Annotated in this window: 22 protein-coding genes; 4 read left to right on the top strand and 18 right to left on the bottom strand. The window is 61.1% G+C overall.

Annotated features, from left to right (window positions below):
- Nucleotides 1–441, bottom strand: coding sequence for an MAPEG family protein (locus LVD10_RS11855; RefSeq protein ID WP_237063777.1), 441 nt, complete (start codon nucleotides 439–441; stop codon nucleotides 1–3).
- Nucleotides 442–659: 218 nt separating this feature from the next.
- On the opposite strand from LVD10_RS11855, the gene LVD10_RS11850 reads away from it, so the two are divergent.
- Nucleotides 660–1,550, top strand: coding sequence for a patatin-like phospholipase family protein (locus tag LVD10_RS11850; protein ID WP_232941670.1), 891 nt, complete (start codon nucleotides 660–662; stop codon nucleotides 1,548–1,550).
- Here the strand turns inward: LVD10_RS11850 and LVD10_RS11845 are convergent.
- The 9 genes from LVD10_RS11845 to LVD10_RS11805 all read right to left on the bottom strand — a co-directional run bounded on the left by LVD10_RS11845 (nucleotide 1,523) and on the right by LVD10_RS11805 (nucleotide 11,999).
- A complete protein-coding gene (locus LVD10_RS11845; protein ID WP_232941671.1) occupies nucleotides 1,523–2,095 on the bottom strand; it encodes a DUF1415 domain-containing protein in 573 nt (190 codons plus the stop codon). The genes LVD10_RS11850 and LVD10_RS11845 overlap by 28 nt on opposite strands.
- Before the next feature lie 5 nt (nucleotides 2,096–2,100).
- Nucleotides 2,101–2,637, bottom strand: a complete 537-nt coding sequence (locus LVD10_RS11840; RefSeq protein ID WP_237063776.1) for a DUF2058 domain-containing protein — start codon at nucleotides 2,635–2,637, stop codon at nucleotides 2,101–2,103.
- A 115-nt stretch (nucleotides 2,638–2,752) separates the two neighbouring features.
- Nucleotides 2,753–4,354 carry an AbgT family transporter gene (locus LVD10_RS11835; protein WP_232941673.1) on the bottom strand — a complete coding sequence of 534 codons (1,602 nt, stop codon included), beginning with the start codon at nucleotides 4,352–4,354 and terminating at the stop codon, nucleotides 2,753–2,755.
- A gap of 206 nt (nucleotides 4,355–4,560) precedes the next feature.
- Nucleotides 4,561–6,957 carry a mechanosensitive ion channel domain-containing protein gene (locus LVD10_RS11830; protein WP_237063774.1) on the bottom strand — a complete coding sequence of 799 codons (2,397 nt, stop codon included), beginning with the start codon at nucleotides 6,955–6,957 and terminating at the stop codon, nucleotides 4,561–4,563.
- Nucleotides 6,958–7,228: 271 nt separating this feature from the next.
- The gene (locus tag LVD10_RS11825; protein WP_237063772.1) at nucleotides 7,229–8,962 is read right to left on the bottom strand and encodes a carbohydrate-binding module family 20 domain-containing protein; all 1,734 of its coding nucleotides are present in this window, start codon (nucleotides 8,960–8,962) and stop codon (nucleotides 7,229–7,231) included.
- A gap of 461 nt (nucleotides 8,963–9,423) precedes the next feature.
- Nucleotides 9,424–10,584 (bottom strand): PaaI family thioesterase, encoded by a 1,161-nt coding sequence (locus LVD10_RS11820; protein ID WP_232941676.1) that lies wholly within the window; start codon nucleotides 10,582–10,584, stop codon nucleotides 9,424–9,426.
- A 43-nt stretch (nucleotides 10,585–10,627) separates the two neighbouring features.
- Nucleotides 10,628–10,846 (bottom strand): TFIIB-type zinc ribbon-containing protein, encoded by a 219-nt coding sequence (locus tag LVD10_RS11815; RefSeq protein WP_232941677.1) that lies wholly within the window; start codon nucleotides 10,844–10,846, stop codon nucleotides 10,628–10,630.
- A gap of 182 nt (nucleotides 10,847–11,028) precedes the next feature.
- Complete coding sequence (locus tag LVD10_RS11810; RefSeq protein ID WP_237063770.1) at nucleotides 11,029–11,406, bottom strand: thiol-disulfide oxidoreductase DCC family protein; 378 nt, start codon at nucleotides 11,404–11,406, stop codon at nucleotides 11,029–11,031.
- Between the two features lie 32 nt (nucleotides 11,407–11,438).
- The gene (locus tag LVD10_RS11805; RefSeq protein WP_237063768.1) at nucleotides 11,439–11,999 is read right to left on the bottom strand and encodes a sugar O-acetyltransferase; all 561 of its coding nucleotides are present in this window, start codon (nucleotides 11,997–11,999) and stop codon (nucleotides 11,439–11,441) included.
- Between the two features lie 156 nt (nucleotides 12,000–12,155).
- Between LVD10_RS11805 and LVD10_RS11800 the strand changes: the two genes are divergently transcribed.
- The gene (locus tag LVD10_RS11800; RefSeq protein WP_237063766.1) at nucleotides 12,156–13,451 is read left to right on the top strand and encodes a Xaa-Pro dipeptidase; all 1,296 of its coding nucleotides are present in this window, start codon (nucleotides 12,156–12,158) and stop codon (nucleotides 13,449–13,451) included.
- A 32-nt stretch (nucleotides 13,452–13,483) separates the two neighbouring features.
- On the opposite strand, the gene LVD10_RS11795 is transcribed toward LVD10_RS11800, so the two are convergent.
- Nucleotides 13,484–14,815, bottom strand: a complete 1,332-nt coding sequence (locus LVD10_RS11795; protein ID WP_232941681.1) for an erythromycin esterase family protein — start codon at nucleotides 14,813–14,815, stop codon at nucleotides 13,484–13,486.
- A 156-nt stretch (nucleotides 14,816–14,971) separates the two neighbouring features.
- On the opposite strand from LVD10_RS11795, the gene LVD10_RS11790 reads away from it, so the two are divergent.
- Complete coding sequence (locus LVD10_RS11790) at nucleotides 14,972–15,772, top strand: crotonase/enoyl-CoA hydratase family protein (RefSeq protein WP_232941682.1); 801 nt, start codon at nucleotides 14,972–14,974, stop codon at nucleotides 15,770–15,772.
- Between the two features lie 61 nt (nucleotides 15,773–15,833).
- On the opposite strand, the gene LVD10_RS11785 is transcribed toward LVD10_RS11790, so the two are convergent.
- The 4 genes from LVD10_RS11785 to LVD10_RS11770 form a co-directional block, all read right to left on the bottom strand.
- Nucleotides 15,834–17,624: an amidohydrolase gene (locus LVD10_RS11785; RefSeq protein ID WP_237063764.1), complete on the bottom strand. Its 1,791-nt coding sequence runs from the start codon at nucleotides 17,622–17,624 to the stop codon at nucleotides 15,834–15,836.
- Between the two features lie 166 nt (nucleotides 17,625–17,790).
- On the bottom strand, nucleotides 17,791–19,245 hold the full coding sequence (locus tag LVD10_RS11780; protein ID WP_237063762.1) for an alpha/beta fold hydrolase: 1,455 nt from the start codon (nucleotides 19,243–19,245) through the stop codon (nucleotides 17,791–17,793).
- Between the two features lie 200 nt (nucleotides 19,246–19,445).
- On the bottom strand, nucleotides 19,446–20,579 hold the full coding sequence (locus tag LVD10_RS11775; protein ID WP_237063760.1) for a hypothetical protein: 1,134 nt from the start codon (nucleotides 20,577–20,579) through the stop codon (nucleotides 19,446–19,448).
- A gap of 292 nt (nucleotides 20,580–20,871) precedes the next feature.
- Entirely contained in the window at nucleotides 20,872–21,177 is a 306-nt protein-coding gene (locus LVD10_RS11770; protein ID WP_232941686.1) for a hypothetical protein, read from the bottom strand.
- Nucleotides 21,178–21,467: 290 nt separating this feature from the next.
- Between LVD10_RS11770 and gnd the strand changes: the two genes are divergently transcribed.
- Nucleotides 21,468–22,994 carry an NADP-dependent phosphogluconate dehydrogenase gene (gnd, locus tag LVD10_RS11765; RefSeq protein WP_237063758.1) on the top strand — a complete coding sequence of 509 codons (1,527 nt, stop codon included), beginning with the start codon at nucleotides 21,468–21,470 and terminating at the stop codon, nucleotides 22,992–22,994.
- 57 nt (nucleotides 22,995–23,051) lie between these two features.
- On the opposite strand, the gene LVD10_RS11760 is transcribed toward gnd, so the two are convergent.
- From LVD10_RS11760 to LVD10_RS11750, 3 genes are all read right to left on the bottom strand, one after another.
- On the bottom strand, nucleotides 23,052–23,591 hold the full coding sequence (locus LVD10_RS11760) for a DUF4136 domain-containing protein (protein WP_232941688.1): 540 nt from the start codon (nucleotides 23,589–23,591) through the stop codon (nucleotides 23,052–23,054).
- 157 nt (nucleotides 23,592–23,748) lie between these two features.
- Nucleotides 23,749–24,276: a DUF3592 domain-containing protein gene (locus tag LVD10_RS11755; RefSeq protein ID WP_237063756.1), complete on the bottom strand. Its 528-nt coding sequence runs from the start codon at nucleotides 24,274–24,276 to the stop codon at nucleotides 23,749–23,751.
- Nucleotides 24,277–24,308: 32 nt separating this feature from the next.
- The gene (locus LVD10_RS11750; protein ID WP_237063754.1) at nucleotides 24,309–24,764 is read right to left on the bottom strand and encodes a hypothetical protein; all 456 of its coding nucleotides are present in this window, start codon (nucleotides 24,762–24,764) and stop codon (nucleotides 24,309–24,311) included.
- Nucleotides 24,765–25,069 lie beyond the last annotated feature (305 nt).

Here is a 25,069-nt window from a genome sequence, read left to right as displayed (position 1 = left end):
TCAGTCAATTGTTAGAGTCAGGGTAATCAGCGTCCGGATGGTAAGCGCAAACAGCACCAGCGTCGACAGGGTGAAAATCATAAAGCGCACCTCGATTTTGTTGATCAGGGCCTGGAACAGGCTGTGGGCGACCCGCAACCCGACATATCCCCAGGCAAGCCAGAGGTCGGCGCCGTTACCCTGTCCCAGTAATGCCTGGGTCAGGCAGATGGCGTAGAAGAGCGTCGGTTGCTCCATCAGGTGGTTGTAATTATCGGCCTTCCAGCGCACCCGGGCTGGCAGCCGGCCCATCAGTTCGGGCGGGGGGACAGTCGGGTCCAGGTCGATTCCCGCCCTCGAGATGGCGGGCAGGCGGGTCGCATACATCCACAGCCACATCAGCAGGGACCAGGCAACCAGGGCCGTGACGGGGACAAGGATCGGGCTGGCAATGACTGTCATAAAGATTCCTTATTGTTATGGCCTGCGTGACGCGAATAACCTTGTACCATAGGTGTCCCATTCCAGTGACCCCGACAATTCGTGCAGGTAGAAAAGCATGCCAGCTCGCCGGGGGATGATGGCCGCGGGGTCCGGATCTTCGCTGGTGTTACGCTGTGCGCAGATTGTACTATTGTGACTGCGTTTTATTTTTTGGTTTCAAGGCAGAGGGCGCTGAAGTGAGCAGCAAAGTCGGTAATCGTGCGCTGGTTGTTGAGGGTGGTGCGATGCGCGGGATTTTTGCCGCCGGCGTCCTCGACGCATTTATTGAGTCCGACTTCCTGCCCTACGACTTTGCCATCGGTGTGTCGGCGGGCTCCACCAACCTGATCGGTTACCTGGCGGGGGACCGGGGACGCAGCCGCAGGATCCTGCTCGACCACGCGCGGCGCTCGGACTTCATCAACTGGCGCCGCTACCTGAAAGGCGGCCACTTCTGCGATGTAAGCTGGCTCTGGCATGCGTCATTCGACGAGGTGCCGCTGAACGTCCAGCGCTACTACGACAATGCGATACCGCTCTACGCCGTGACTACCAACGTCAATACGGGCGAGGCCTGCTACCTGGAAGTATCGGCGGAGAATATGCACGAGGTGTTCCCTGCGTCCTGTGCCATCCCGTTTGTATACCGGGAATTCCCGCAGGTAAACGGTGAGCCCATGACCGATGGCGGCCTGGCCGATTCCATTCCCGTGATCCGGGCCTACGAGATGGGCGCAACCGATATCACCGTGGTGCTTTCGCGGCCACTCGGGTATCGCAAGCGCCTGACGCCCGCCCCGCAAATGCTAAAGCAGGTATTTCACGAGCACTCGCGGCTGTTCGAGTCGGTTCTGGAGCGCGCCGGACGCTACAACCGGGCGCTGGAGTTTATCGTCAACCCGCCGCAGGGGTGCCGGGTGTCAGTTATCGCACCACCGGAGGACTTCCCGGTGAAGCGTTTTACCCGCGAACCCGACCTGCTGGAACAGGGCTACCAGATGGGGCGCCTGCAGGCGCTCCAGCACCTGGGGCTGGCCTCGGCGTGTTCGTCCGTGGGAGATCAGCGCGACGTCGGCGGATCGCGGTAGAAGAGGTAGGGGAACAGCCTGCGTTTCTGCTCCGGCGACAGCCCGCTGACCCTGCGGATATTCTGCTCGGGGATCGACTCCGGATCGGGATAGTTGGCCAGTACCCGCTCGATCGATTCTTCCCGGATCAGGTGCAGGATCGGGTAGGGGGCTCGATTGGTCAGGTTTTCTGCATCACCGGGGGCAGTGCCGGCGAACTGGTAATGGGGATGGAAAGTGGCCAGCTGGTAAATCCCGCTGTAGCCGTGCCGCTCGACCAGCCACTCTGCCAGGTCCAGGAACTGGTTGAAATCGGTAAACTCCTGCAAGTGGTGCGGGATGACCAGGAGGGTGGTCTCCAGCTCCGCGGGCGACAGGGAATCCAGCCGTTCCATTTCCGCCAGCAGCTCCTGCATCAGGGCCTCGTCGGTCTCCGCCGCGCTGACTGCAAAGCGGACCTGGCCCGCGCGCATGGGCCTGCGTGCGAAAGGGCAGAGGTTCAGGCCTACCACTACGTCGGCAAGCCATTTCTCCACTGCCGCGATCACCGCCTCGCGATCGTCCAAGCCGCTTACCACATCAGGTCGTCGGGGATCTGGAACTCCGCGTAGGGATCGTCCTCGTCCACGGCACTGCTGTCTTCCGGCGGCTGCACCACCGCATCCGGGTTACGCTCGGCAATCTTCTCGGCTATCACCCGCGGTACCAGCTCGAACTTGTCGTCCAGGCCGACGATCATCAGGCGCCCGGCAGCGAGGTGGTCGCGCACCGCCTCGCTGACATGGATGGTCTTGATCTTGCGCTCAAAGGTGAAGTTGTAAGCCACGTCCTCGCGGCCACGGGGCTGGCGGTTGCCGGCCACCATCTGGCGGATCTGGGCGGCAATGGCCTTTTCGTGGGCGGCTGCTTCGCGCTCGGCATTCAGCGCCCGGTCACGGGCCGCTTTCTCGGCCCGGGCCTGTTCCGCCGCTGCCCGGGCCTCGTTTTCCACCTGCTGGCCGGACTTCTTGGCCACTTTCTGTTGCTTGCGCTTTTCCTTGCTGACCTGTTTCGCTTTCTTGCTGTCGACGAGGCCGGCCTTGAGTAACTGGTCCTGGAGAGAGCTCATGTGAATTCCGTGAGTGGTCCTGGGGATTTTCGGGGACTTTAAACTGATTCGGGCGCTAATGGCACCCTCTTGGGCGGCACCGCGCGGGTGCCACCCAGTGGATTTCTGGCTTGGCCTAGCTTGAATAGTAGGTCGCGGCGCCGGGACCGACCGGCAGGCCCAGTGCGAATACCCAGATAAAGAACAGCAGCGACCACCCCACGAAGAAGAAAATCGAGTAGGGGATCATGGTGGAGATCAGTGTACCGATACCCAGGTCCTTCTTGTAGCGGGTGGCAAACGACACGATCAGGCCGAAATAGCTCATCATCGGGGTGATGATATTGGTGACCGAGTCGCCGATCCGGTAGGCCGCCTGGATCACTTCCGGGGCATAGCCCAGCAACATCAGCATGGGCACGAAGATTGGTGCGGTGACCGCCCACTGGGCGGAGGCACTGCCCAGCATCAGGTTCACGAAGCCGCACATCATGATAAAGAACAGGAACAGCAGCGGGCCAGTCAGGCCAATACTTTGCAGGGTGTCGGCGCCCACCACGGCGAAGATGGTGCCCAGGTTGGTGACCTTGAAGAAGGCCACAAACTGGGCGGCGAAGAACACCAGGACGATGTACATGCCCATGGTCCCCATGCTCTTGGACATGGCGTTGATTACGTCACGGTCGTTGCGCATGGTGCCGGTGACGCGGCCGAAGACAAATCCGGGGATCGCAAAGAACACCACGATCAGCGCCACGATACCCTTCAGGAACGGGGAGCCGGCGACCGCACCGGTCTCAGGATCCCGCAGCACGCCCCACTCCGGCACAATGGACAGCGCGAACAGTGCGCAGACTGCCAGAACCGCCAGGCCCGCGTACTTGAGGCCGCGTTTCTCATCGGCGGTGAGCTCGCCCATCTTGTCCTGGGACAGGTCCACAGAGGCCTCGGAATCATCGTATTTACCCAGCTTGGGCTCGACGATGGCGATGGTCACCCAGCTGCCCACCAGGGTGATCAGCACGGTGCTGACCATCATGAAGAACCAGTTCACTTCCGGGCCCACGGCGTAGGTGGGGTCGATCATATGGGCGGCGGACTCGGTGATACCGGACAGCAGCGGATCCACGGTGCCGATCAGCAGGTTGGCGCTGTAGCCGCCGGATACACCGGCAAAGGCCGCGGCCAGGCCCGCCAGTGGGTGGCGCCCCAGGGAGTGGAAGATCATTGCCGCCAGCGGGATCAGCACCACATAGCCAAGCTCCGAGGCGGTGTTGGAGAGAATGCCGGCGAAGACCACAATCACGGTCACGGTGCGCCTGGAGGCCTGCATCACCAGGCCCCGCACTGCGGCGCTCAGCAGCCCGGAGTGCTCTGCCACACCCACACCCAGCAGGGCCACCAACACGGTGCCCAGCGGCGCAAAGCCGGTGAAGTTGGTCACCAGGCTGGTCACGATCATCCGCAACCCGTCCCCGGACAGCAGGTTGAACACCTCGATAATACCGTCCGGGTCCCGGCCAGCGGCACCCACCGGGCGCGGGTCCGGCACTGCCAGGCCGAACCAGGACGCGATACCGCTGATAAACACCACGCCCACGGCAAACAGGGCGAACAGGGTGATCGGGTGGGGCAGCAGGTTACCCAGCCACTCGACGGTATCGAGGAAGCGGGTGAACGCGGTCTTCTTTCCCGTGGCCTGGGAGCTTTCCGCACTGGGGGAAGTGGTTGAGGTCATGGCTGTTCTCTGGTTCTGTAAGAATTCTGTGTTAGTGCCAGCACCGGTTACCGGTTAAAAATTGGTCAAAATTTGTGCTAAAGCCGTCGATGATACACAAAACGGGGTCGCGGCTGAACGGCCGTGCTGAAATTCGCTGGAGGTGACCGGGATGTCATGCAGCGGAGCTGGCCGGCTGTAATGCCGGGGGCGCTGTGTACGCGGGTTTAGTCGGGCCGTGAGAGCAGTTGCACGGCAATGGGTGACCCAGAGTCCAGGTGAACATCCCGCTGGGGGAAGGCGATCTCGATATCGCGCCCGGCAAAGGCCTCCACGATGGTGTGGCGCAGGTCGGTGAGCACGGTGCGGAAATCCGGCTGCGCAGCCAGGTCGAGCCAGAAATAGATGCAGAAATTCAGCGCACTGTCCCCGAAGTCCTCGAATACCACCACCGGTTCCGGTACCTGCACCACCAGTGGGTGGTCGCGGGCAATGGACTCGAGCAGTTCCTGCACCTCGCGGGTGGGCGAGCCGTAGGCCACACCGACAGTGATGCTGGTCCGCATACGCTGGTCTGAAAGGGTGATATTGGTGACGGTGTTCTCCAGCAGCATACTGTTGGGGATCAGGATTTCCACACCATCGAACCGCCGGACCCGTGTGCAGCGGTCGCCGATCTTGTCCACGATCCCGCGCACTCCCTCGATCTCTATCTGGTCGCCGGCACGGATCGGCTTTTCCCCCAGCAGGATAAAGCCGCTGATCAGGTTATTGATCAGGTTCTGGGCCCCGAAGCCGATGCCGATGGCGATGGCGCCGCCGAGGAAGGCGAATACGGTCAGGGGGATCTTTACAGTGATCAGTGCCAGCGCGACTACCACCAGGACCAGCCCGATGCGCAGCAGCCGCTGCAGCAACAGCCGGTTCTGCCATTTGCCGGCCGAAAAGGGCAGGACGATACGGCTGATCAGCCTGGAGATCTGCGAGGCGAGTAGCAGGCCAATGGCCAGGATCAGTAATGCCTGTATTACCTTGCCCAGGGTAATCGGGCGCTGCTCGACAACGCGCTCACCGTCCACCACCAGCGTGTCTTCCACCGATGCCAGTTCATAGTCCCAGATGCGTAGGGCTTCCTGTAGCATCAGGTCCCACCAGCCGCGAATTTCCTCCGCAGTGGTGGCGTTGCGGATACGGGTTTCCAGTTCCAGTTGCCAGAGTTGCAGGAAGTCCCGCAGCCGCCGGGCAGCAACCAGGGTGGTTTCCAGTTGCTGTGTGCGGTCTTCCAGGCTGGCCAGCAGGTCGTGCCGGGCAGGCTCCAGTGCGGACACGGAGAAACGCGGCTCGAGTGCGAAATCCTCAACTTCGGCCCGCGCCTGTTCTAGGCCGGAGATGCTGTCACCGATCACCTTCCCGAAGGTGGGCAATTCCTGCAACAGGGTTTTGGCCCGGGCCACCTGCCACTCCTGTTGCAGGCGGTATCGCTCCTCCCAGAGGTCCCGTCGCAGTTGCAGGTAAGTGATCTCCAGGTTGATGTCGTCGCCGGTGTTCCTGAGTACATTCATCTGCCGCTGGCGCAGCTCCAGTTCCGCTTCCTGTCCGGTCGGCTGCCCCGGGGTGGCGGAACCCGTCCCGTCTCCGGGCGGACCCGGTTCCGGGTCTTTCACCTGGTCGGTATTACCTGCTTCGCCGGGCTGCGCTGGCGGGTCGGCCCGGTAAGCGGGATCCGGGTGCAGGGATTCGATTCTCGCTGCCAGTTCCGCCTGGCGCGGGTCGAGAGTCTGGCGTTTCTCCCGTGCGTCCTGGAGTTGCGCAGCCAGCGTGGCTTTACGCTCCTCGAATTCACTTTCGCTGACGCGTGTATCGGCCAGGGCGGTCGCCAGTTTCTGCCGGATAAAGTCAGCCCTGGCCTGCTGGTAGGCGATACGTTCCTGCAGGTGTTTTTCCGCGGAGCGCAGGTAGGCCACGGTCTCGCCGTCGAATCGCAGTTCAAGTTGCGCCAGTTCATTATCGCGGCGAGCCTGCGCCCGCTTCGGGCCCGTAGGCGCGGCCTCGAGTGCCTCCATTGCCTGTCGTGCACTCCTCTCCGCGTCGCCATAGGCGTCGAACACGAGGCTTTTCCCGTATTCGATTGATGCCAGGCGGGTCTCCGCGGTTTGCCTGGCAGCGCGCGCAGCCTTTAACTGGTGAAACAGCTTGTCCGCCAGCGCTGCGGGGTAGGGACCCGGTTCGGGAAAGCCGGTCCAGTTGGCGATTTCGCGTCGCAGGTCCTCGCGCTCCTGCTGCAGGCTGGTTTCGTCCTCGATGATGCTCAGGTGCCGCCGCGCTGTCTGGACCCTTCCCGAGAGAAGACCTACCCGGCGCTCCAGTGGCGCGGTGTCCTGTCCTGACCCCTGCAGCGGCTCGAGGGTTTTCCTGGCTTCGCGCAGCTGGTCACTGGCTGACTGGAGGTTGTCCTCTACCCGGGCTCGCTCGGCCTCAATGTCTTCCAGTGGCGCCTGGGCCTCCGGCAATTGTGGTTCGGTCGCGGGCTCTGAACCGGGCAGTGAGAACTGCGCGAATGCGGGGGTGGGAAAGCAGGATATGACGATGCAGGGTACGACGATGGAGAGCCAATGCCTGATCAACCCGCTGGACTCTGCAATGGGATTGGGGGCGGGGAAATGCCGGCGCCAAAAACCGGTTCTCTGTCTGATACCAATCCTCATCCCGGGGGTTCCAATCGTTGCGGGCCGATTTCCCAGTCCAGAGCATAGTCAAAGGCGCCTGGTTGTTTACGGGTGGGGGAGCCGCTGTTGATCCCAGCGTCGATATGCGTTGGCCGGGGAAGTGAGGAAAGAGGGGCACTGTGGGATGGCGGGCCCGGGGGCCCGCCTTTTTACTTCCAGCCTGTGAGAGTCAGAAGCCGGCCGACTGGCTGGAGTCGGATGTACCGGTATTGAAGCCATTGTTGGAGCCCAGTTGCCACTCGATTCCGGCGCCGGAATTATTTTCCTCGCGCTTGAGGCATTTCCACTCCACGTCGGTAGAGGCGGGCAATTCAATAGTGGCACTCCAGGTGGGATAAGCGGAGGCATCCAGGACTCGCGCACCGGCCGGGTCCCAGTTGCCCAGTTCATCCTGGTTTCCTACCACGTAGACACTCTGGCCCCAGTAGGTGTAGCCGTTGGCGCAGCTGAATGACACATTTACCGGGCCACCGGCACCGCCGCCCGTAGAGCCACCACCGCCGGACTTGCCACCGGTGTTGCCACCGCAGTCGGGGCAGGGGACACCCACACGGGCGCCCACGTGAATCGCAGAGGCGTTGCGGTAGTAAACGTTGAAGTTTGCATTGCCATTGCCGTCCACGGAAATAGTGGGGCCACTGCAGGTGCCGGCGTCGTAATCGAATTCGCCCTGGATGATGTCGCAGTAGGTGCCGGCGGGCATACCCGTCTGGAAGCTGCGGTTCAGGTCACTTCCTTCCATATTGATGGCCACGAAACCGAGCCCGCCGCGACCCCAGGCCAGCTGGTGGTTGCCGTTATCCCAGTAGTTGGTCACCCCGAAGTAATCGGCGGTATTGTTGCGGAAGGCCACCATATTGGCGATGGCACGATTGCGGTGTTCACACAGCCAGCCGTTGCTGCAGTCACCCGCGGCCGAGGCGGGAGGGCCCTGGTCATGGTCGCTCCAGTCGTAACTGGACATGACCTTCGGGTAACCATAGGGCCAGCCCAGCAGGAATACATGCGCCATATTATTGGCGTTGTTGCCGTCCTTGTGGGTGATCGTGTTATCGGTATTCTGCCGCTGGTTATCGTGGTTGGCCACGAAGGTGATGGCATCATCAGTAGGCAACCAGCCCTGCCAGTTGCCGATATTGCTGATTTCCTTCAGTGGCCCGCGCAGCTTGAAGTAATAGCCCATGGTATTGGTGAAGTTGAACTCCGTTACATCACCAACCCAGGTATAGTCACCGGCCTGTACCGGCTCGCCGGCCGCGCCGATCACTTCCTGGTAGATGTACGGGTCGCCATTGAGGCGTTGCACAATCGCATTGATATCCGCCGCAGGCATATGCTTTGCTGCGTCGATACGGAAACCTGCCACGCCCATCGAGATCAGGTCATTGAGGTAATCGGCAATTTTACCCTGGACGTAGGCGGATTCGGTCTTCAGGTCGTTCAGGCCCACCAGGTCACAATTCTGTATCGACCACTTGTTCGAATAGTCGATGTCGTCGGTGCAATTATGGAAATCATTGGGACCGTAGGGGACTTCGGGAAAATTCCGGTCCCAGGCCGCCATATGGTTGATTACGGCATCGACATAGATGTCCACGCCAGCCGCGTTGCAACGGCTGACCATGTCGGCGAATTGCTGGCGGCTGCCGGAGCGACCCTCGATCGCGTAGCTTACCGGCTGGTAGCGGGTCCACCACTGGCTGCCGTTGATGGATTTCTGCGGCGGTGAAACCTGGACGGCTGAGAACCCCTTGGGGCCGAGGAAGTTTTCACATTCGGCAGCCACCTGGTCCCATTGCCATTCGAATAGGTGCACAAATGCTGTGCGGGGTACGGCGTGTGCTGTTGTGCTTGCCGTAGTGAGGGCCAGTGAAAGGAACATCATCGCACTGAAGTATCTCATCGGAGTACCTCGATTGGTTGGTTATTATAATGACTGTTTGCTTTTATCCGGGGAGGTCTCCTGCAGCAACCGGCTGAAGCCCCTGGGCTAAATCACACGGATACTGCGCTGCAGGTTTTCTCTTGCTACTGGTCCCCGGTGCTTGCTCCCGGAGCTTACCGGGTGAATACACAATCAAGGTTATGGCGGTGTCCCGAAACAGTGCATCAACCCTGTCGGGGGCGTAGTGCCGGGATGAGAATAAAACCATGCCACAGGGTTCATTTACGGAACCGGGAGCAAGCGTGTACTGCATGGGGGTTGGCCGATAGGTGGAGGGCATCTTCGAAGATTATTGATTTCGACCCGTCTTTCTACTGCTCAATAGGGAACGGGCGCGGGTTGTTGGCAAAAGAAATTTGACGAAGGGCGGGAGTCAATCGACAGTCATCACAGCGCCGGCAAGTTAACGGACCCTGATCTCACCTGGAGAAATTTCCGTGGTGCCCGGCACTGTGGTCGGCCTGGGCGATGATTTCCTCCGGGTCCCCGCCTTCGGCCAGGTCCCGGGCGGCTCCCTTGATGACCAGGGCCGAAGCAGTTGCCATGGCCACGCGCTTGCCATCGGCTGTATCAATATTGCAGGTAACCACCCGCAATTGCCGGCCGTAATGCCGGACCTGGGCAATACAGGTCAGGTCGCCACTGTTGATTTTTGCCGGCCGCGTGAAGCGGATATGCATATCCAGGGTGGCGAACAGGTCGCCGGCCGGCAGCGTGGAATAGATCGCGGCACCCATGGTGAAGTCTGCAGCCCAGGCCAGCATCCCGCCATATATCGCGAGGCTGCCATTGGAGAACCACTCCGAGGTGGGCAGTGTGCCGTGGAAGCAGCCTTCCTCCACTTCCCGGGGGCGGTAGCCGGTGAGTTGCCAGATTGGCTGTGTGCGGCCCTCGGCGATGGTCGCCTGCTGCAGTTCCAGTGGCTTGAGCTCGGCAAATTCCTTGAGGTCACATAGCTCTGCATCCGGTGGATCACGGCGATAGGGGTCGGGCGTATCGTCTGGCCCCAGGTCCGGCTCGGGCAGATCCTCGTCCGGGTCCACACTCAAATCGGTGATCATGCAGCGACTGCTGCCAAACGCCAGCAGGCGCCCGTCCTGGTCCGTGATCTCGACCATCGACAGCCCCACCTGCCGGCCGGAATGCACCGTTTCTGCGCGACCAACCAGATTCCTGGTGGCATTGGTAATCGGGCGCACAAAACTGATGGTCAGTTCCGAGGTGGAGAGTACCTTGCCGGCGGGGAGCGTGGTCCAGATGGCCGAGGCGAGGGGCGCGTCAGCCAGCAGTGCGCAGATGCCTCCCCAGTAGATGCCGCTGCCGTCCGCCAGCCAGGTGGTTACTGGCATGGAGAAAGTCGCCTTTCCCAGGGTGACCTCGGTGGGCTTCATTCCGGTCAGGCGCCAGATGGGCGGGCCCGGCAGTTCTCCCCGGACAAAACGGCGGAAGGTTTGCAGGCCCGATTGCTGCAGTGCGCGCAGGTCCCCAATAGCGCCGCGACGGGGCTCGTCGGGAACCGCCTGCCAGCCTGTCTCCGGCGATTCGCGGCCCTGTTGGTCCTGCGAGCGTGCCTTGCCCATCGTTACCGGGGTGCGGCGTGGGCGCCCAACACCTGTCCGATACTCAGAAGTCAAATAGCTCGGTGATCAGGTTGCGCTTCTGCTTGTGGGGCTCCTGCGGGTGACCCGCATCGCTGAGCCCGGCGGCATGGGACTTCTCGATGATCTTTTCGAGCTCGCCGTGATCGAGCCAGATTCCCCTGCAATTGGGACAGTAATCGATCTGCACGCCATTGCGATCCATGGCCATCAATCCGGACTCTTTACAGGATGGGCAGTTCATCTATTTCCTCCAGTATTTCTGGCGGCGTGACCCGAAACACGGCCACGCCCGTTCGGGGCCGCCGAAAACGGTGGTCTTCTTATATGAGCCTATACCAATCCGCGCGGGCCGGGGGCACTGACCGACAGTCGCCACAATTTGCGGGGAATCCGGGTTGATAATGTGGATTTAGCTGCCGTGATTCAGGCCTGCCAGTGATTCCTGGCGCGATTCCAGTGGTAGAGGAGCCGGGCAAAGCCGTTGTAGCAGAGGCCCAGTAACGGCCGGAGTAGGGGGAGGCTCGCTAGCCGGGCCTTCCACGCCTCCCCGGGGGCGTTGCGCCAGATGGCGATAAACGCACCCAGCCCCACCTGCAGGTCGCCGTTTTCATCAATGACGTGCAACCGTTCGCGGACAAACTCCAGGTCGGCGCCAAGGTCCCTGACCCGGTCGTGGTCCAGGTGGACATCCTCCCAGTCCACCGGGCAGCCGGCCATGCGCCGCTTCTGGTGCCCGATGCCGGCACGGCAAACGGGGCAGGCGGAGTTGTAATAGACCCTGATGGTCGGCTTGTCTCTCATACCCTGTTGCTCCGGCCTTTCACTGTCATTATTCAGGGAGCATGGGGAATAGCCCGCGCGGGCACTCCGCCCACGACCGCATTGGCGGCGATATCCCGGGTGACCACTGCCCCCGAGGCGATTACAGCATTATCACCGATGGTAACGCCCGGATTGATAATGGCCCCGGCCCCAATCCACACATTGTCGCCGATGGTAACCGGCGCGCCGTACTCCAGCCCGGTTGCACGTTCCACAGGATCCCTCGGGTGGGTGGCGGTGAGGATACTGACCCTGGGGCCGCAAAGGCAATTTGCCCCGATGCGGACGCTGCAGACGTCCAGTATTACCAGCTCGAAGTTGGCAAAAAAGCCGTCGCCCAGGTGAATGTTGTAGCCATAGTCACACTGGAAAGACTGTTCGATCGTGCAGGCTTCGCCGCGGCTTCCCAGCAGCCGCGTCAACAGCTGGTTGCGCAGTACGTCGTGATGCGGTTCTGAATGGTTGTACTCCCAGCACAGCTGCCGGGCCAGAAGGCGCTCCTGCGCGAGTTCGGCATCGGAGGCCCGGTACAGCTCACCGCGGAGCATCTTTTCCTTTTCAGTAGTCGTCATCGCATTCCCTGTATCTGCGTGCCAACCCGCCATCCGGGCAGCTCATCGCAGCGGCTGGCATGGCCATGTTAAATAGGGTACAACCGGGTATCAGTTTTTGAGCCCCGGGGCGTAGTTCAGCTTCCCAATTGCTATCGGACCCGCACAGGAGAAGGAATGTACCGTAAAACCAACAACAGGAAATCCCTGATGGCCATCCTGGTGGGCGTCGGCAGTGCAATCCTGGCCCAGGCCTCGGTGGCGGTCACCTATATCAGTGCGGATCGCCTGATCGATGTGGAGACAGGAAAGGTTATTGAATCGCCGTTGGTTACTGTCGATGGCAACCGAATCGTGTCAGTCGAGGCCGATGTCCCGGCCCCGGAGGGAGCACTGGCGTTGGCTGGCATGACCCTGGTGCCGGGCCTGATGGATATGCATGTGCATCTGACAGGATCCTCGGACCAGCACGGTTACCGGCGCCTGGCAGTGACATCCGAGCGTGCGGCGATTACCGGGGTGAAGAGCGCGCGCGCTTCGCTCAAGGCCGGATTTACCACCATGCGCAACCTGGGCGCGTCCGGATACGCGGATATTGCGCTGCGCGATGCCATCAATGACGGCGATGTGCCCGGGCCGCGACTGTTTGTATCCGGCCCGGCCATCGGGATTACCGGGGGGCATTGTGACAACAACCTGTTGACCCACGAGTACGAGGCCCGCGGGCAGGGCGTCGCCGATGGTCCCTGGGCCGTGCGGGCAAAGGTGCGTGAAAACTTCAAGTATGGCGCTGACCTGATCAAGATGTGCGCCACCGGTGGCGTCATGTCCAGGAACACCGAACCCGGCGTCCAGCAGCTGGCGGAAGAGGAGATGCGGGCGGCTGTGGTCGAGGCCCACCGGCGCGGTGCCATTGTCGCGGCCCATGCCCACGGCACCGAGGGTATCAAGGCGGCCATCCGTGCCGGTGTGGATTCCATCGAGCACGCCAGTTTCCTCGACCGCGAGGCAATCCGGCTGGCGAAGAAAAACGACACCGTCCTGTCGATGGACATTTATGTCACTGAGTACATTCTCTCGGAGGGTGAGAAGGCCGGAATCATGCCCGAGAGCCTGGAGAAGGAACGCAAAGTCGGTGGGCGCCAGCGGGAGAGCTTCCGTGCAGCGGTGGATGCCGGGGTGAAGATGGTGTTCGGGTCCGATGCTTCCATCTATCCCCATGGCCAGAATGCACGCCAGTTCTCGCGCATGGTGGAATTCGGCATGACACCGTTACAGGCACTGCAGGCGGCAACCATCAATTCCGCCAGGCTGCTGGGGCAGGATACCCGGCTGGGCAGTATTCGCGCGGGTAAGCTGGCAGATATCGTCGCGGTGCCGGGTAATCCGCTGGAGGACATCAGCGTGATGGAGCGGGTCAGTTTTGTAATGAAGGACGGACAGGTATTCAGGAACGATAATCGCGATTTCTGACCTGTTATGCGAGGGCGAACCCGGGCCCTGGTTCAGGTGCCATAGGGCCAGGTTTCAGGCGGCTCCCGCTCCTGCCAGCCCTCGGTCATATCCAGAGGCTCCAGTGCCGTCGTTTCATCGAGGTGTATCACTGCATCGAACTGGTGCTGCAAGCGGGTGCGGAAATAGTGGCTCTGGCGCTCGGTTTCGGGCCGGTAGATGACGCCGATGGCCCGTTCCAGTAACGGATGGCCGAGGGTATCCGGAGGCAGTGAAGCCATGTCGAGGTAAAACCGTTTCCGGTCGGCCCGGTGGAACAGTTCCTCGACACTCCCATCCAGTGCCGGTCGCACCCAGCGATGCTCCACCGGCTGGTCCCAGTCGGTGGCCGCTGTCACATGGCCGGTGTAGGTAGTGAACCCCAGCAGCAGCGCGTCGTCACCCAGTTTCTCGCGAACCAGCTGGCCGACGTTTACCTCTTCGTGTAGCGCTGCGTCGGTTGCGCGGGCGTCGCCCAGGTGCGAATTGTGGGCCCAGACCGCAATCCGCGCTTGGCGATCGCGCTGCTGGCTGAGGTGCTGGCGCAGGTCCAGCAGGGTGTCCACCATATGCCGGTCACGCAGGTTCCAGGTGTTTACGCCGGAGAAGAACATGCCCCGGTAATAGGCCTCGGCATGGTGTACCACCCGCGCGTTGCGCTCGGCGTAAAAGAGCTCATCCTCCCCATACAGCCCGCTCCGCTGCAGCCACTGGCTATGCGCCTGCAGCATTTCCAGCAACTGCTCGACGGCCGCTTTCTGGCAGGATTCACTCAGCCCCATGGCCGCCTGGTAACCATAACGCTGCGGATCTCCATGCCGGTCCAGGCAGGCATAGCGCTGTCGCGCTCGCTCTGCTGCGGAAGGGTCAACCTTTTCCAGGTAACCGATTACGGCGTCGGCAGAGCGATACATGCTGTACAGGTCCATGCCGTAGACACCCACCCGGTCTGCCGGGGCACGTGTACTGTTCCACTCACGCAGCCAGTGCACGAATGATTCCATCACGGTGTTGCGCCACATCCACAGCGGAAAACGCTCGAAGTCGCCGAGGGCGGCGCGGGCATTCGCGTCGCCATCCAGCCCCCGGACAAAGCGGTTGATGCGGTAAACATCCGGCCAGTCACCCTCCAGCACAATTGCGTCGAGGCCCTGTTCCTCGACCAGGGACCGGGTGATCTCCGCGCGCATCGAGTAGAAGTCATGGGTGCCATGGCTGGCCTCACCCAGCAGTATGACACTGCGATCGGCGGCCCTGCGCAGCAGAGGATCGAGATCGGTATCGTTGCCTGCCAGCGGCTCGGATACCCTGTTTACCTGCTCGAGTATATTCCCAGCATTGTTCATGGCTATGGTCGCGGCGCTACCGGGCCGCACTCTAAAAGGTTTGTTACCGGGGGATTGTAGGCTCCCCCCCGCGGCGTCACAGCGCTGGTCTGGGACGTATATCCCGGCCTCCGGGCGGTATAAGATGGACCGGGAGTCAGTACTCGAGGAGGGAGCATGAAGGGAGAAAAGTCCGCTGGAGCCCCGGTCAGCACCAGTGTCGATGGCGATATATTCATTATCACTATCTGTCGCCCGGAGAAGCGCAATGCGGTGGACAGGAAAACAGCCACCGCATTGCGCGACGCGTTTGTGCGTTTTGCCGCTGATGAGCGGCTGCGTGTCGCAGTACTGACCGGCAGTGGTGACAACTTCTGTTCCGGCGCGGATCTGTCGGCAATGGCCGACCCGGAAAGTCGCAATGAAATCGAGCCCGGGGGCACTGGCCCGGGCCCCATGGGACCCACGCGCATGCAGTTTGACAAGCCGGTGATCGCTGCGGTTCGCGGTTATGCGGTGGCTGGTGGCCTTGAACTGGCGTTGATGTGTGACCTGCGCGTGGTCGGGAGGTCCGCGATTTTCGGGGTATTCTGTCGCCGCTGGGGCGTGCCCCTGATTGACGGTGGTACCGTGCGGCTGCCGCGAGTGGTCGGCCATGGCCGGGCCATGGATATGATTCTCACCGGTCGCCCGGTCGGTGCCGACGAGGCACTGCAGGCGGGGCTGGCCAACCGGGTGGTCGAAGACGACCAGGTGCTGGTGACGGCACTGGAACTGGCCGGGGACATTGCGCGCTTTCCCCAGCGATGCCTGCGAGCGGACCGCGACTCCGCCTACCGGCAATGGGACCTGACACTGGAAGAGGCCCTGGCCAATGAGGGACGTGGGGGGTATCCGGTGGTGTCCGAGGAGGCGATCAGCGGAGCAGGTCGGTTTACTGCGGGCGCGGGCCGGCACGGGGAGTTCGGCCAGGACTGATCCGGATCCCCGCTCAAGCCGGGTGTCGCTCCTCTGCTTGCCCGACAGTCATTCCGGGGGTTCAGTCAAACAGCATCGACCATCCCGCTTGCAGTAACAGGCTTGCCTTGCGCCAGCTCCAGCGGGGTGGATCGACACGCTCTCCGCCAATATAGGTGGCTGTGACCTGCACCCGATCCCACTGTTGCGGCGACACCTCCAGGAGGTTTTCCGACAGCACGGTAAAGTCTGCCAGCTTGCCCACCTCGATACTGCCCCGCGAATGCTCCTGGTGGATCTGCCAGGCCGCATTGATGGTCAGCGCACGAATTGCATCGTCTGCGCTGATACGCTCGCGTTTCCCGAAAATGTTTTTCTCCCCTCGACTCTCGCGCAGTACGGCAGTCCGCATGGCGCGGATGGGCCCCAGCGGCGAGGAGGGGGAATCTGTATGGATGGTAAACCGGTGGCCTGCGCGCGCTGCGGAGCCGGCTGGCATAAACCGGTTCGCGCGCTCGGGGCCGACGATCAATTCTTGCAAGGTGTCGCCGTAGTAGTAAATATGGTCCATATAGAAGCTGGGGGTAACGCCGAGTTGTGCCGCCCGTTGCAGCTGCACGGGAGTAATCAGGGCGCCATGCTCGATCCGGTGGCGGTGGTCTTCCCGCGGAAATTGCCGTTGGGCTGCGTCCACTGCATCGAGGAACTGATCGATTGCCCGCTCGCCCTGGGCGTGTGCGGAGATCTGCCAGCCCTGCCGGTGGTAGCGTAGTACCAGGGCTTGCAGTTGTTCATTGTTAAAGGTCAGGTGCCCGCGACTGCCGGCCTCGATTCCCAGCCGTTGCCGGGTAAATTCATTATCGAGATAGGGGGCGTCCACAGCCATGCCGCCGGCATAGGGTGAGCCGTCAATCCAGAGTTTGGGCCCACGCACCTCGAACGACAGGTTACCCGAACCGGGGGCGATGCCGGATTCATCCAGCTGGTCAAACAATGGGTAGGTGTAGGTCCGCACCGGGGCGCCGGGGTGGCTGGCGACAGACTTCAGGGCGCGGATATGCTCCGGGATTATCGGTTGCAGCCCCGGGGCGACAATGGTGGTGTAGCCGTGGGCCGCATAAGTCTCCAGCTGGTTGGTCAGCAGGTAGAGGTAGGCGGGCAGGGGGTACCCGGGGGTGGAGCCGGTGAACTTTGCCATCGCGCCCACCTCCACTACCAACCCGGTCAGCTCGCCATTCGCGTTGCGCTCGAAGTGGCCGCCGTCCGGGTCGGGACTGTTCCTGTCGATACCGGCTTCCGCGAAGGCGCGGCTGTTGGCAAAACCCGAATGTAATGTCTGGGCGATGATAAACAGCGGGTTATCCGGTGCCAGCAGGTCCAGTTCGGCCAGGGTTGGAGGCTCCAGGTCCCGCAGGAGTGCCGGGTCCCAGCCATAGGCCAGCACCCATTCGCCGGGGTCTTTCCCGGCAATGCGCCGCTTCAGCGTGTCCAGCACATCTTCGCGACTGCGATGGGTGAAGCCGGAGATATCGATGACTTCCCCCATCATGGCCGACAGGATCGGGTGGGTATGGATATCGATAAAACCGGGCATCAGCACCTGGCCATGGAGGTCGACCATTTCTGTCCCCGGGCCGCGCATATCGAGCACCGCATTGTCTGTTCCCACCGCCAGGACCTTCCCATTCAGCACTGCCACGGCCTCGGCAAGGGGCTGGCGCGGGTCCATGGTGACAATGGAGCCACCGTGGAAGATCCGGTCAGCCGTGAGTGGGGTGGCGTTGGCGATGGAAGTAGCCAGGAAGCACAGGAATAACAGAATTAGTCCCTGCGTGGGTCGCGGGGTTGGAAGTTGCTTAAGGGCAGGCCCCATTATTGTTATCCGCAAATCTATAGAAGGCTCAGCCGGTGAGTCTACCAACAAACCTGGTTGGGTCTACGCTTCAGAGAAAACATGGCCGATTTTCACCAGTGCGGTTTGCGCCTGGCTGTATTGAAGCCACTGCATGAGCCTCCGGGAGTAAACGCTCCCCGCAACATCACTCCCGTAGCGTCTTTGGCCCGAGTTCCGGTAAAGGAATGACAATCCGGTCGCCCTGCGCAGGCTCTCCCGCCATAAAGCGGTTGATTGCAAGCTGGATCTGCTCGGAAGACATAAACAGGTTGTGACCGGCATTCTCGACGGTAATGGCGGTCAAGTTTTCCAGGCCAGATACTGCAGCGCGCTGTTCATTGATATCGGTGCGACCATCCAGGGTCCCGCTGAAAAGGAGTACAGGCACTTTGCTCCGGGGCGCCTGGCGAAATTCGTCTCCCAGGTCAAGCTCCGGGGTAAGCCCCTGCAAATGATAGGAAAAGTTCAGGTAGTCGTGCAGAAGGGAGTGTTTTGCTTCGCGGGCAACCACCCGGGAGCGGTCTTTGCCAATACCCGAGGCTATATCCATTGCAGTGGGCATGGCGTTCAGTGAGATTGGCTCGCCGGGATGGAGTATCGCGTCCGGGAAGTAACGGCGTGGCACCGAGTCAAATGCCGGTTGCTCTCCCTGGTCCAGGGCGCGATAGAAATCGAGTAATCGTGCGGCGCTGCGGGGATCCGCGATAAAGCTTGAGGCGATCAGTTGCATATCCCGCCGTTCAAGCAGGTAATCCACGGTGGTGCCATTGTCTTTCGTGAGCTGCATTGGCACCGGGTTGAGGTCGAGCTTCCCATGAACCCGCTCTATCAGTCCCTTGATATCGGGGTAGGCGGCCCTGGCCCGAGGTTGTGAGTCTACAGCTGCCTGCAGTCTGTCGAGGTAACCAGCGGTACTGGACAGGACAATACGTGCAATCCGGTTTTCCATTTCCCCCAGCGCAGCCAGGGCCAGGTGACTGCCGTATGATGTGCCCCACAGCACAACCGCTTCCGCACCCAGATGCGCCCTGAGCGCATCGAGGTCGCGGGCACTTTCCCGGGTATTGTAACCGGCAAGGTCGATACCCCTGTCCTGCCAGAACTTCATGCACTCGCGCACAGCCTCGCGGTACCTCTCGATATATTCACGGTCAGAGACTGCGCCGGAGGCGGGGTATCTTTGTCCGGAGTGGCATTCCGGCAGGATGCTGGACTGGCCTGTGCCACGCTGGTCCAGGGCGATGACGTCGCCAAACTGGCGCAGGGCCATAAACATCCCGAACCGGTAATTGACTGCCATGATGCCGGAGCCGCCGGGGCCACCTGCAAGGTAGATAATGGGTGGTCCCGAGCTTTCACCGGTTGCCGGAAAACGAACATAACGGAGGGGGATCATACGGCTGTCAGGCCGCTGGCGGTTCTCAGGTACCTTGATCTCCCCCCGGTACCCACTGGCGGTCTGCTTGCTCCAGGTCTCGAATACAAAGGTTTCTTCACTGGCAGTTGACACTGCGTGCGTTGAGTAGGTGCCGCAAAGCAGAGCTGCTGGAATTGATAATAACTTAAGCTTGAAGGTGAGGCGTTCTCTCAATCGAATCATTATCATTCCCTTTCTTCAGGCCCTGCCGACCCGTTCCCTTGTGTAACACCCGGGTGTTCGCCCCGGGCTGAAGTATTTCTCTACCGGTGCTAGAAGAGCCGGTCATTTGTAGCCAGATGAACCCGGTAAACAGGTACGCTTGCCCGGCAATATGGAATTGATTACTTTCCACATGGCCGCTGCGTTGTGCCGGCACACTTTTATGGCCGCCTGGAGTCCCCGTAAAGGTAGTCGGCCGCAGCCTTGCCCATCGCCGGGTAATCGTGCCCCACACCGGGAACCACTTCCAGTTGCCACTGCAGTTCCGTTCCCAACTCCCGGGCCCGCTCCTGTGCCTGGGCGAAAAAATATTTTCCGCGCGACAGGCGGTGGTCGCCCTGCCAGTTGACGTCGGGGGTGCGTACCAGGTGGCCTCGGGTTTCGTCGGCGTTGTCCAGTTCGCCGAGGAATACCACCAGCTCACGCTTGAATGCCTTTTTCAACCCGTCCCTGTCCAGCATGTCGCTGCCTGTGCCGAAGGGGAATGGCTTGTCGAAGCGGGGTACCGTGTACCAGCCGGAATTGCCAGCGAGGATGCGCCGTGCTTTGCTATCGCCGGCAAAGAGAGTATAGCGATGCAGGACCTGGCCACCGGCGGAGTGGCCGAACAGGTCGTATGTCGCCGTGGTCATGCCAAGTTCCGCGACAGCGGTTTCAAATATCCGGTCGAAGTCGCTGAACAGCCAGGTTTCGGCCCGGCGATTGATGTCGTAACCGCTTACCCGGGTGCGCTCTTTATTGATGCGCACGTTCTCGATCATGCCGGCAATATTGTAACTCCAGAACTCCGGGTAATATTTTTCGGAATAGTGGGGTGAGAGTACCAGCACGCCGTATTTCTCCGAGGGGTCAACCCAGGTATCCCGGTAGCGCCAGGCATTGCGGCCGGCACCGGGGAGCACAATCACCACCGGCGCATCCTTGCGGAGATTTTCGGGTCGGTGATAGAAAACTGCCAGCGGGTTACTGTCGGGGGTATTACTATCCACCAGGAAGCTGCCGGAGCCCTCCCGGATAGAGCCCTCCGCGGTATCCAGTCGCAGCGGCTTCTCCACCAGTTCCATACCACACACATGGCAGGAGCCTCGGGCCCTGACGGCACTGGCCTGGAACAGGTCCTGTTCATGATTGCACGGCGGGCAGATGTACCGGGGAGGCTGGACCTGACCCGGTAGCGTTGCCGCCACCGAAGTCGCGGGCAGGCCGGCGGAGACGAACAGGTAAAGGGTGCAGGCGATACCGCCAATAACAGCGCGTGAAATGGCCCGGAGGGAAATTCGGGGTGAGAGTTTCATTGTCTGTTCCTGTGGTGCTCTGCTCGAATGAAGAACGCAGTTATTGGCCGGTTGCGTTATGCCAGCAAGTGCCCCCTGATTCCCAGGTTGCTGGGACCAGTCTACCGCCGTGATGTGGTGGTTTATACCGCGCTGGATTACAGCGCCTTACAGGACGGCGAGGGCTGGAAATGTGGGCGGAAGAGAGGGACGCGTAGTTCGGGTGCCGAGCGAGGTTGCCAGGCAAGCGGCCGGGTTGCGCGAACTGGACAGCCCGGCTCTTGGTGCAGGGAAGTCATCCCCGGTGATGGGGTCAGGCAAAGAGCCAGATCAAGAGTAGAAGAACCAGTGCCCCCAGCACCATTGCCAGGCCCCGCAGCATGAGCGTCCGGGCATATTCCGCCCGGCCCGGGTAGAGCAGGGCGTAGGGCAGGCCGGTAAACGGGCCCAGGATGATTGTGGGTATGCCCCACAGCCATTGCCTGTTGCCCAGGGCCACGAGGGCCGCGACCAGCCCGCCAAACCAGAGCAGGGCCACCCCGATGACAAGGACAATAAACACTGGCAGTACCAGCCACTGGTGTGCAAGGTAAAATTCAATCAGTGCCTGTTGATTCATGGTTCCTGTACTGCTCCTGCCTGTCTCCGGCGAGCCCGGCATAATCCTGGCTCGGCCGTCCCGGTTTTGATGTCTGTTGAGTCAGCGTATGGTACCTGAATACGCAACATCATGAGAGCCAATGACTGTACCTTGCTATCTTTTTAGCAGAATGCTCTGTCCGGCGGTCACGTCGGTATGCGCGCCGCTCCGGGCTGGCTCCTGGCCTCCCGGTAGCGTCGGCGTATTGCTATACTTCGCGCCCAATCTGGCGCCCGCCAGGCTTCATTTCACGATTTCCGGAGCGATCCATGGCTGATACCGACTCACTGTGCGACATTGGTTTTATTGGCGCGGGGGTGATGGGTAAGAACCTGATCCTGAACCTGGCCGATAACGGATTCCGGGTCTGCGCCTTTGACCTGGACCACAGTCGCCTGGAGGCTTTGCTGGAGCAGGACCGTCAGGAGCGCGGTGACCAGCCGGCGCGGATTGAGACCTGTAATTCCTATACCGAGCTGCTGGCGCGGGTAAAAGCTCCCCACCTGGTGATCCTGTCGGTGCCTGCGGGCGCTCCCGTCGATGATGTCTGCAACAAGTTGCTGGATGCCGGTCTCAAGGCCGACGATATCGTGGTCGATACCGGCAACAGCCTGTGGACCGACTCCGTCGAGCGCTGCAAGCGCTACGAGGGGCGCCTGATCTTCTTTACCACTGCCGTGTCTGGCGGCGAGGTGGGGGCCCGGTTCGGGCCGTCCCTGATGCCCAGTGGCGATCCCTATGCCTGGGCCCGTATCGAGCCGGTCTGGCATGCCATGGCCGCCAAGGTGGATCCGCAAAGCGGCCAGCCGATCGAACGCTTCGAGCCGGGTAACCCGGTCAAGGAAGGTGAGCCCTGCGCTGCCTATATCGGCCCGATCGGCTCGGGCCACTATGTGAAAATGGTGCACAACGGCATCGAGTACGCCGATATGCAGTTGATCTGCGAGGCGTACGACGTGATGCGCAGTGCGCTGGAGATGAGCCCTACCGAGATTGCGGCGGTATTCCGGGAATGGAACAGGGGGCCGCTGAACAGCTACCTGATCGATATCAGTGCCGAGGTGCTGGCTACCGTGGATGCAGACACCGACCAGCCGCTGGTGGACGTGATCCTGGACCGCGCCGGGCAGAAGGGCACCGGCCTGTGGACTGCGGTAAGCAGCCTGGAAGTGGGTTGTCCTGCTCCCAGTATCGCCGAGGCGGTGTTTGCCCGCTCCCTGTCCACACGCAAGGTATTGCGCTCCCGCGCCGCGAAAAAGTTGCTGGGGCCGGATGTGGAGGCGGTGCCCGCGGAGCAGCGGGACAGCGTGATCGCCCAGCTGCATGACGCCATGTACTGCGCGAAGATCTGTATTTACGCGCAGGGCTTCGACCTGATGAAGCTGGCGGCGCGGGAACAGGGCTGGCAGCTGAACTTTGCCGAGATCGCGCGCATCTGGCGCGCCGGCTGCATTATCCGTGCGGTTTTCCTGCAGTCCATCAGCGCTGCCTACGAGCGCGACCACAAGCTCTCGAACCTGCTGCTGGATGATTACTTTATCGAGCAGATCGCGGCCAACCAGGGCAACTGGCGCCAGGCGGTGGCGGACGCCAGCCTGCGCGGGATTCCGGTGCCGGCGCTCTCGTCAGCGCTCAATTATTATGATGCCTTCCGCCGCGAATCACTGCCCGCCAACCTGCTGCAGGCGCAGCGGGACTTCTTCGGCGCGCATACTTTCTCCCGCAATGACCGGCCGGAAAACGAGAAATATCACGTGCTGTGGAGTCGGGAAGGCCGGCCGATCGTCCGGGTCTGACCTGGCAGGGTGGCCGGTCCGCCGGCCGCCGGTCTATCCAGCATTTATTTCCCTGGGTTATCCCCCAGCTTTCGGGAATTTCTGGAATACCTCGTTTACCGCACTGGCCAGCGCTGCCTGCGGGTCGGCCATCATTGCCGGGGTAATGCGCCCCCGGGTACGACCGCGCCAGACCATCTCCCGTTGCCTGACGTCCAGCACGTCGATGGTCAGCCTGCCCTCCGTCTGCTCATCGATATCGGTTAAGTGCTTCTCCCCGAGGTCACGGTAGTACTCCTGCAAAAAGGGATAGCGTGCCGCGGCAAAGCCTGTGGTGCGTGAAATCCGTGTCTTGGGCAACTTCTCGGTGTAGGCGGCGATATTCACCAGGATATCCGGACTGGTGCTGCGGGTCATGCCACGGGCATTCAGTTGCCGGGTGACCTCTGCCTGCAGGATGGATTCCACGCGGCTGTTGGCGCCACCTGACTGTACAAAACCGAAGGTGCGGTAGTCTCCCCAGCGTGAGTCATCGTCGGCTGACGAGAAAACCGAAGCCCCTGAACATCCAGCCAGGAACAGGGAGAGGAAGAGGGCGGTGAAAGTATTGTGACTCATGCGCAGGTTCCGATCCGTCGGTGGAGCTGTCGCCAGCCCGGAGCTTGCTCTATGTGGCTGGCAGGTATTCAGTGACAGAGCTTAGACCAGGAAATGGCGAACGGGCTCCCTGCGTGGCACTGAGAGCTGTGTCTGCTGGCAGTTTGATCCGGCTGCCCTAGGGCTTGCCGAGCCGGGTAAAAGCGTGCCAGAGATCCGCGGCAATTGCGCGGACGGCTTCCAGTTGGCCGGCATCCCGTAGTGCCAGTGTGGTACCGATAAGCAGGTAAATCACAGGTAGTACCAGCCCGGATGGAAGCAGGTAGGCACGAGCGGGGTTTGCGGGATTGAAAAAGACGTCCACGGTTGAACCGGCAACGACCGGCAGCAGGTCCTGCGGGCGGATGGGTAGCAGGTTGACCGAGAAAAGTTTGCACCCGATATATTCGCGCCCCCGGACCTGGTAGCGGTATCGCAGTACCGGCGTATAACTGATGGAGCGGCTTTTACCGATGGTTACCTGGTATTCACTGGCACTGATACCGGGTCCCTCATGTATTTCCGCATCCAGTTTGCTCTGTTCAACCCTGCCGCGGACCTTTGGCCATGCGCGGCGTGCCCTGGCAATAACCAGGTAGGTGATGGCGGAGACGGCGACAAACAGGCCTGACAAGTTGACCAGGTTAATCTCACTGAGTGTGGTCATCGCCTCTCCTTGCCGGGGCACACTGTCACCAGTTAAAACTGGTAGCCAATCTGGAGGCCCCAGGTAATGCCGTTCTCGAACTCCTGGTAGCTATCGGAATGAGTGTATTCCTTGCCGATATTGATCCCAGCCGATAATCCACTATTTTTTGCGCTGTCGAAATAATAGGTGTAGGAGCCACCCACAAAGGTTTCGTAAAAGGTGCCGGCGCGCTCTATGACGAGAGTGTCCTGGATCGCGTCGTACCTGGTGATGGCTACATGATTCAGGTCGCGGTGGCTGGTACGGACAAAAGCACCGAGTGCATGCTGGTCCGTCATCAGCCGCTCCCATGCGAGGGCAATACCGTAAGCGTCCTCTGTGTCCCAGTCTGAATTTGCTATCCCGGCGCCGGCTGAAAACCTGTCACCTGCGTTGCCGAGGGTAAACTTGAAACCTGCCAGGCCACCGTATTGCGTTCCCAGGCCCAGCCCAAAGTGGGTATCCACCTTTGCAACCGCCAGGCCGGGCATAAGACATAATAAAAATAAAATCTTTTTCACTAGTTGAATCCTGGTAAAACTTTTTAACAAGCGGTCTGGCGTGAATATAATTTCCGGTTGCAGTCGTGTCTACCCGCTGTTTTTGTTCCGGGGCAGGACGGTATGGCTCGTCGATTAGTTGATGGTTGGAATGGCCATGAAGGAGGCAAAGAGGTTTGGGGGCGGGGACTGGAGCAGGATCCAGTGCCCGCGATGGCCTGCCAGGCTCTGCGGTATAGGCTGAACAGGCAGGGTAGGGAACAGTGCTCGGG

This window comes from Microbulbifer zhoushanensis, from assembly GCF_021729055.1.
Classification (GTDB): Bacteria; Pseudomonadota; Gammaproteobacteria; order Pseudomonadales; family Cellvibrionaceae; genus Microbulbifer; species Microbulbifer zhoushanensis.
The sequence above is the reverse complement of the archived record's forward strand: the minus strand, read 5'-3'. Positions and strand labels throughout refer to the sequence as shown.

Coding starts and splice junctions, on each gene's coding strand:
- LVD10_RS11855 (WP_237063777.1), bottom strand. CDS start 441: ATGACAGTCATTGCCAGCCCGATCCTTGTCCCCGTCACGGCCCTGGTT.
- LVD10_RS11840 (WP_237063776.1), bottom strand. CDS start 2,637: ATGAGCTCTCTCCAGGACCAGTTACTCAAGGCCGGCCTCGTCGACAGC.
- LVD10_RS11835 (WP_232941673.1), bottom strand. CDS start 4,354: ATGACCTCAACCACTTCCCCCAGTGCGGAAAGCTCCCAGGCCACGGGA.
- LVD10_RS11825 (WP_237063772.1), bottom strand. CDS start 8,962: ATGAGATACTTCAGTGCGATGATGTTCCTTTCACTGGCCCTCACTACG.
- LVD10_RS11820 (WP_232941676.1), bottom strand. CDS start 10,584: ATGGGCAAGGCACGCTCGCAGGACCAACAGGGCCGCGAATCGCCGGAG.
- LVD10_RS11815 (WP_232941677.1), bottom strand. CDS start 10,846: ATGAACTGCCCATCCTGTAAAGAGTCCGGATTGATGGCCATGGATCGC.
- LVD10_RS11810 (WP_237063770.1), bottom strand. CDS start 11,406: ATGAGAGACAAGCCGACCATCAGGGTCTATTACAACTCCGCCTGCCCC.
- LVD10_RS11805 (WP_237063768.1), bottom strand. CDS start 11,999: ATGACGACTACTGAAAAGGAAAAGATGCTCCGCGGTGAGCTGTACCGG.
- LVD10_RS11800 (WP_237063766.1), top strand. CDS start 12,156: ATGTACCGTAAAACCAACAACAGGAAATCCCTGATGGCCATCCTGGTG.
- LVD10_RS11795 (WP_232941681.1), bottom strand. CDS start 14,815: ATGAACAATGCTGGGAATATACTCGAGCAGGTAAACAGGGTATCCGAG.
- LVD10_RS11790 (WP_232941682.1), top strand. CDS start 14,972: ATGAAGGGAGAAAAGTCCGCTGGAGCCCCGGTCAGCACCAGTGTCGAT.
- LVD10_RS11785 (WP_237063764.1), bottom strand. CDS start 17,624: ATGGGGCCTGCCCTTAAGCAACTTCCAACCCCGCGACCCACGCAGGGA.
- LVD10_RS11780 (WP_237063762.1), bottom strand. CDS start 19,245: ATGATTCGATTGAGAGAACGCCTCACCTTCAAGCTTAAGTTATTATCA.
- LVD10_RS11775 (WP_237063760.1), bottom strand. CDS start 20,579: ATGAAACTCTCACCCCGAATTTCCCTCCGGGCCATTTCACGCGCTGTT.
- LVD10_RS11770 (WP_232941686.1), bottom strand. CDS start 21,177: ATGAATCAACAGGCACTGATTGAATTTTACCTTGCACACCAGTGGCTG.
- gnd (WP_237063758.1), top strand. CDS start 21,468: ATGGCTGATACCGACTCACTGTGCGACATTGGTTTTATTGGCGCGGGG.
- LVD10_RS11760 (WP_232941688.1), bottom strand. CDS start 23,591: ATGAGTCACAATACTTTCACCGCCCTCTTCCTCTCCCTGTTCCTGGCT.
- LVD10_RS11755 (WP_237063756.1), bottom strand. CDS start 24,276: ATGACCACACTCAGTGAGATTAACCTGGTCAACTTGTCAGGCCTGTTT.